The 5,097-nt window shown below is 70.0% G+C and carries 5 protein-coding genes; 2 read left to right on the top strand and 3 right to left on the bottom strand.

Annotation, left to right across the window (positions count from 1 at the left end):
* Positions 1–149 precede the first annotated feature (149 nt).
* From ACFXB5_RS16105 to ACFXB5_RS16115, 3 genes are all read right to left on the bottom strand, one after another.
* Positions 150–2,456, bottom strand: coding sequence for an AbfB domain-containing protein (locus tag ACFXB5_RS16105; protein ID WP_385207772.1), 2,307 nt, complete (start codon positions 2,454–2,456; stop codon positions 150–152).
* A gap of 241 nt (positions 2,457–2,697) precedes the next feature.
* Positions 2,698–3,030 carry a hypothetical protein gene (locus tag ACFXB5_RS16110; protein ID WP_385207775.1) on the bottom strand — a complete coding sequence of 111 codons (333 nt, stop codon included), beginning with the start codon at positions 3,028–3,030 and terminating at the stop codon, positions 2,698–2,700.
* 156 nt (positions 3,031–3,186) lie between these two features.
* Positions 3,187–3,648, bottom strand: coding sequence for an ATP-binding protein (locus tag ACFXB5_RS16115; RefSeq protein WP_385207778.1), 462 nt, complete (start codon positions 3,646–3,648; stop codon positions 3,187–3,189).
* A gap of 243 nt (positions 3,649–3,891) precedes the next feature.
* Here ACFXB5_RS16115 and ACFXB5_RS16120 point away from each other — a divergent pair, with 243 nt between their 5' ends.
* Together ACFXB5_RS16120 and ACFXB5_RS16125 are read left to right on the top strand one after the other, a co-directional pair.
* Positions 3,892–4,767 (top strand): helix-turn-helix domain-containing protein, encoded by an 876-nt coding sequence (locus tag ACFXB5_RS16120; protein ID WP_385207780.1) that lies wholly within the window; start codon positions 3,892–3,894, stop codon positions 4,765–4,767.
* A 25-nt stretch (positions 4,768–4,792) separates the two neighbouring features.
* Positions 4,793–5,005 carry a DUF397 domain-containing protein gene (locus ACFXB5_RS16125; protein ID WP_385207916.1) on the top strand — a complete coding sequence of 71 codons (213 nt, stop codon included), beginning with the start codon at positions 4,793–4,795 and terminating at the stop codon, positions 5,003–5,005.
* Positions 5,006–5,097: the final 92 nt, after the last annotated feature.

Here is a 5,097-nt window from a genome sequence, read left to right on the forward strand (position 1 = left end):
CCCCGCCTTTCCCGGGGGGGCCGTGCGCCTGCGGGTGGGGGTGGAGCGCGGGGGCGGCCGCCGGGGGGGGCGGCGCGAGGGGCGGCCGCCCGCGCGGGGGCGGCCGCCGGAGGGCGCGGGCCCGTTGATCAGCGCCCGCGCCGGTCGAGCTAGGGAGCCCAGGGCGACTCGATCGCCCAGGTGGTGTCCTCGGTGAAGCTGGCCGGGTTGTCCCAGGCGTGGCTGCCGCCCGACTGGGCCAGCCACAGCTCCGCGTTGATGTGCCGCAGATACTGCCCGGGGAAGTTGGCGGCCGACATCCGGATGCCACCGCTGCCCTGGGTCGGGCACCAGGTGGCGTCCTCCTTGGACACGGTGGAGCCGTCGCCCGCCTCGCGCCGGACGCGGAAGTCGCGGTGGCGCAGATACTCACCGGGGTAGTTGCGGGACTCGAAGGAGTAGCAGAGCTTGTTCGCGAGACCCTGCCTGACCGTCCAGGTGGCGTCCCGCTTCAGCAGGTCGGCGCTGGCGGAGTTCACCACCTCGGTGAAGCCCAGCCCGTCGTAGTGGCGGATGTAGCGGTCGGTGTAGCCGGGGGTGGTGACCCGGATCGACACGTTCTGCCCGACGGGCAGTTTCACGGTGGCGCCGGCCGACCGGGAGGCCGCGATGAGGGCCTGGTTGGCGGCCCGGACCCGGGCCTGGTCGACCTTGACCACCTGGCGGTCGTAGGACATCAGCCCGTTGGCCTCGTTCTCCACGTCCGTGATCTGGGTGTAGACGGAGGCCGACAGACCGGCCGCGGGCATGCCGCTCTCCCGGATCCCGTCGAGCAGGCCGACGAGCCGGTTGTTGAGCGCGGAGACGCTCGGCTGGTCCTCGTAGCTGAACCCGCCGCCCGGATACCACTCATGGCCGGGCACCCGGTAGCCCAGGCCCCCGTACTCCCCGAGCACCGAGGCGCGCACCGACTCCGCCGGGGTGTTGCCGGGCCCGACGTAGTTGTGGTTGTCGATGACGTCGCCGTTGCCGCCGTCCTTGGCGGCGCAGCAGTTGACGCCGCTCATGTTGTCGACCAGGCGCGAGGGGTCGTACGCCTTGACCATGTCGGCGATGCGGGCCTGGTCGTACTGGCCCCAGCCCTCGTTCTGGTCCACCCACTGGATGAGCGCGGGCGAGCTGCGGTGCTGGTCGATGATGGCGCGGTACTCGCTCTCCCACTGGGCGCGGGCCGCGGTGTCCGGGGTCTTGCCGCTGTCCATCGAGGGCATGTCCTGCCACACCAGCAGCCCGAGCCGGTCCGCCCAGTAGAACCACCGCTGCGGCTCGACCTTGATGTGCTTGCGGACCATGTTGAAGCCCAGGTCCTTGTGTTTCTGCAGGTCGTACTTGAGGGCCTCGTCGGTGGGCGCGGTGTAGATGCCGTCCGGCCAGTAGCCCTGGTCCAGGGTGCCGGTCTGGAAGACGAACTTGCCGTTGAGCACCGGCCGCCGGACCCCGCCCACGTCCTTCACCGCGATCGACCGCATACCGGTGTAGCCGCCGACCTTGTCGGCTCCGGCGGCGCCGGTCAGCTCGGCCGTGACGTCGTACAGGAACGGGTCCTCCGGCGTCCACAGACGGGTGTTCGGCACCGGCACGGAGAGCTCTCCGCCCACCGTGCCGGTGGCGCTGCCGACCGTCGTACCGCCGCTGGAGACGGTGACCTTGACGCCCGCGCCGTCGGCTCCTCCGGTGCCGCGCACCGTGACCCGCAGGGTGTTGTCCTCCAGGCGCGGGACCATGTCCAGGCGGGTGATGTGCGCGGGGGCGGTGGGCTCCAGCCACACGGTCTGCCAGATCCCCGAGGAGGCGGTGTAGACGATGCTCCGGCCGGGATGCGGGGTGACATCCTGGACGCGCTGCTTGCCGATGGCCTGACCGCCGGTCTCCGTGGGGTCGTAAACGGAGATGACGATGGTGTTGGTGCCGCCGTTCAGCAGGGGCGTGATGTCGTACGAGAAGGCGTCGTAGCCGCCGCGGTGGGCGGCACCGGCCTGCTTGCCGTTGACCCAGACCGTGGTCTCCCAGTCGGACGCGCCGAAGTTGAGCTGGACGCGGCGGCCGTTCCAGCCGGAGGGGACCGTGAAGGTGCGCTTGTACCAGAGCTTGTCATTCTGGGTGATCTTGCGCTGGACGCCGGAGAGCGCCGACTCGGGCACGAACGGCACCCGGATCCGCTCACCGAACGTGGCCGGCTGTCCGGCGTCGCGGGAGCTGACCGCGAAGTCCCAAATCCCGTTGAGGGGGGACCAGTCGGGCCGGGTGAGCTGGGGGCGCGGATACTCCGGCAGGGGGTTGTCGACCGGGACCTGGTTCGTCCACGGGGTCGTCATCGGGGAGGGTTTGGGATCCCAGGCCTGGGCGGCGTGGGAGGGGCCGGCGCCGGAGACGAGCAGACCGGTGGCGGCCAGCGCGGGGACCACGACGGCGGCCACGCGCCGCCGCCAGGTCCGTCTTGGACGGAGGAGGGAGGGGAAGCGAAGGAACAAGTGTCTCAGCACGCTGCTGCTCCATGGTCCGGTTGGCGCCGCCGCCCGGAGGACGGCGGAACTCTTCCACAGGGAACACTTGCTGCACGCATTACCAGAGCACTCACTCCAGTGTTTGTCCATACCTTGGGACAACGTTGTCGGCCGGGCAGGGTCGCATGCGGAGCAGCAGCGCGCGGGCGGGGTCCTAGATCGCCTGGGACGGCCCGGAGGCGTCCCCCGGCGACCAGCGGGGCCGGATTCCGGCGATATGACAGGTCATGAAGTACAGCGGAATCGGCGGCGTGTACGGCGAGTCGTCCTGGGGGTGATGGATCAGCCGGGGGGGTCGGGAACGCCCGGAGTACTCGCCGCTCAGGTCGGTCATCCGCGCCCCGACCGCGTAGCTGGTGAACAGCGGCCAGGCGACGTCGATGTTCGACCCCGACGGCACGATCCACCACCACCGCTGGTCGTCGGCGAAGACACAGCCGATGCGGGGCAGACACTTCATGACCCGCCTGCCGATGTCCGTGGGCATCCCGACCGCGTCGTAACCCAGCCTGGCGGGCAGCCCGTCGGGGAGACGCAGGCGTCCGCGGTGGCCCCGCCAGAGCCTCGCCGCGCCGAGTGACGGGGCCTCAGGAATCGCACGTGGCTCAGGTGCCTCGGGGGCAACAAACTGTCGGTCCATGAGTCAGTGACACTCTTCCGTGCGCGACGGCAGCTCGGCCCATACGATCCGCCCCGGTCCGTGCCGGGAGTCCCTGACGCCCCAGGCGCTGCTCACCGCGCCGACCAGCAGGAGCCCTCGTCCGCAGTGCTCATCGGGGTCGGGGGTGCGTGGCGCGGGGAGGGTGCGGGCCCGGATCTGATCCTCGACCTCGAGGCGCAGATGTCCCGCGCCGACGCTCAGCCTGCACTCCAGGTGATCGCTGACCGTATGCGTGATCACGTTGGTGACCAGCTCGGAGACCACGAGGAGCGCGTCGTCGCACACTTGGGCGCTTACGCCCCAGGCGCGCAGCCGCTCGCGCACGGCCGCGCGGATCGTGCTCACCGAGGAGGCGGTGGCCGGAAGCCGTAAAGCACATCCCGGGTGGGTGTCCTGCTCCCGGGACGTCCGAAGGGGAGTCAGGGGAAGGGCGAGGGGAGCCACGAGCGGCCGCCTTTCGTCTGCCTGCGCATCATGACCGTGCCGTTCCCGCACTGCGCAGTGCCTACGGACGTACCCACGCAAGCGTTCCCACCGTGATCGGACGGTGTGACCACTGTGGCAGGTGCAACGAACGACTTGCAAGCGGTAAGTTGAAAATTGCAAGTTGCCATCGGGGGGATGCCGTTCGCGCGGCCGGCGACCGTGACAGACTGCAGCCGTAGCCCGGTGGGGGGAGGTAGAGCGTTGGCGGCGGAAACCGCATGGGGCGGTGCCCCCTCTGTCCTCCGCATGATCCTCGGCAGGCAACTGGAGGAGCTGCGGACGCGTGCCGGCCTGACCTACGACCAGGCGGGCGTGGCGATCGGGGTCAGCCACTCCACGATCCGCAGGATGGAAGCCGCCAAGGTGGCCCGGCTCCGACTCGCGGACGTGGAGAAGCTGCTCCAGACGTACGGCATCACCGACCGGCATGAGCTCGACACCTTCCTGAAGTCGGTCCGCGAGGCCAACAAGCGCGGCTGGTGGCACACCTACCGCGATGTGATGCCGGACTGGTTCGCCGCGTATCTGAATCTGGAGCAGGCGGCGCTTCAGATCCGCGCCTACGAGGCGCAGTTCGTCCACGGGCTGCTGCAGACCGAGGACTACGCCCGTGCGCTGCTCAGCGCCGGAAACCCGCACGCTCCGTCGGAGGCCACCGAGCGCAGGGTCGCCCTGCGGATGCAGCGCCAGGAACTGCTGTCCCGGGAATCCCCTCCCCGGCTGTGGGTCGTGATGGACGAGACGGTGCTGAGGTGGCCGGTCGGGGGCCCGGCCGTGATGCGCGCCCAGATCGACCATCTGATCGAGGTCAGCGCCCTTCCCCAGGTGACCGTGCAGATCATGCCGTTCGGGAGCGGCCCGCATCCGGCCATGCGGGCCGGTGCGTTCCATATCTTCCGGCTCAGGGCTCCGGAGCTGCCCGACATCGTCTACCTCAGCGGCCTGGTCGGCGCGGTGTATCTGGACAAGGAGGACGACGTGGTGGTGTATCGCGAGGTCCTGGACCGGATGGGCGCCCAGTCGGTGCCCGCCAGGAAAACCGAGGCCGTCCTCGGCGCAATTCGCAAGGAGCTCTGAAGTGCACCACCACATACGCAGCTGCATGCCCTCCCACGACCTCGGCACCTTGGGCTGGTCCAAGCCGTGGAGCGACGACGCCGGGGGCGCCTGCGTCGAAGCCAAGAAGCTGTACGACGGGCGGGTGGCGCTGCGTCAGTCGACCGACCCCGACGGCCCCGCACTGGTTTTCACCACGAACGAGATGACCCGGTTTCTGGCGGGTGTGAAGGCCGGCCACGCCGACTTCCTCTGCTAGCGCCACGGCACCGCATCCTTCCCGGGGGAGCCGGGGCCCCGCGCCCCCCCCCCGCCCGACACCCCAACACAACCAAACAAACAAAAGAAAGA

This window comes from Streptomyces sp. NPDC059455, assembly GCF_042750115.1.
In the GTDB taxonomy this organism is placed as follows: Bacteria; Actinomycetota; Actinomycetes; order Streptomycetales; family Streptomycetaceae; genus Streptomyces; species Streptomyces endocoffeicus.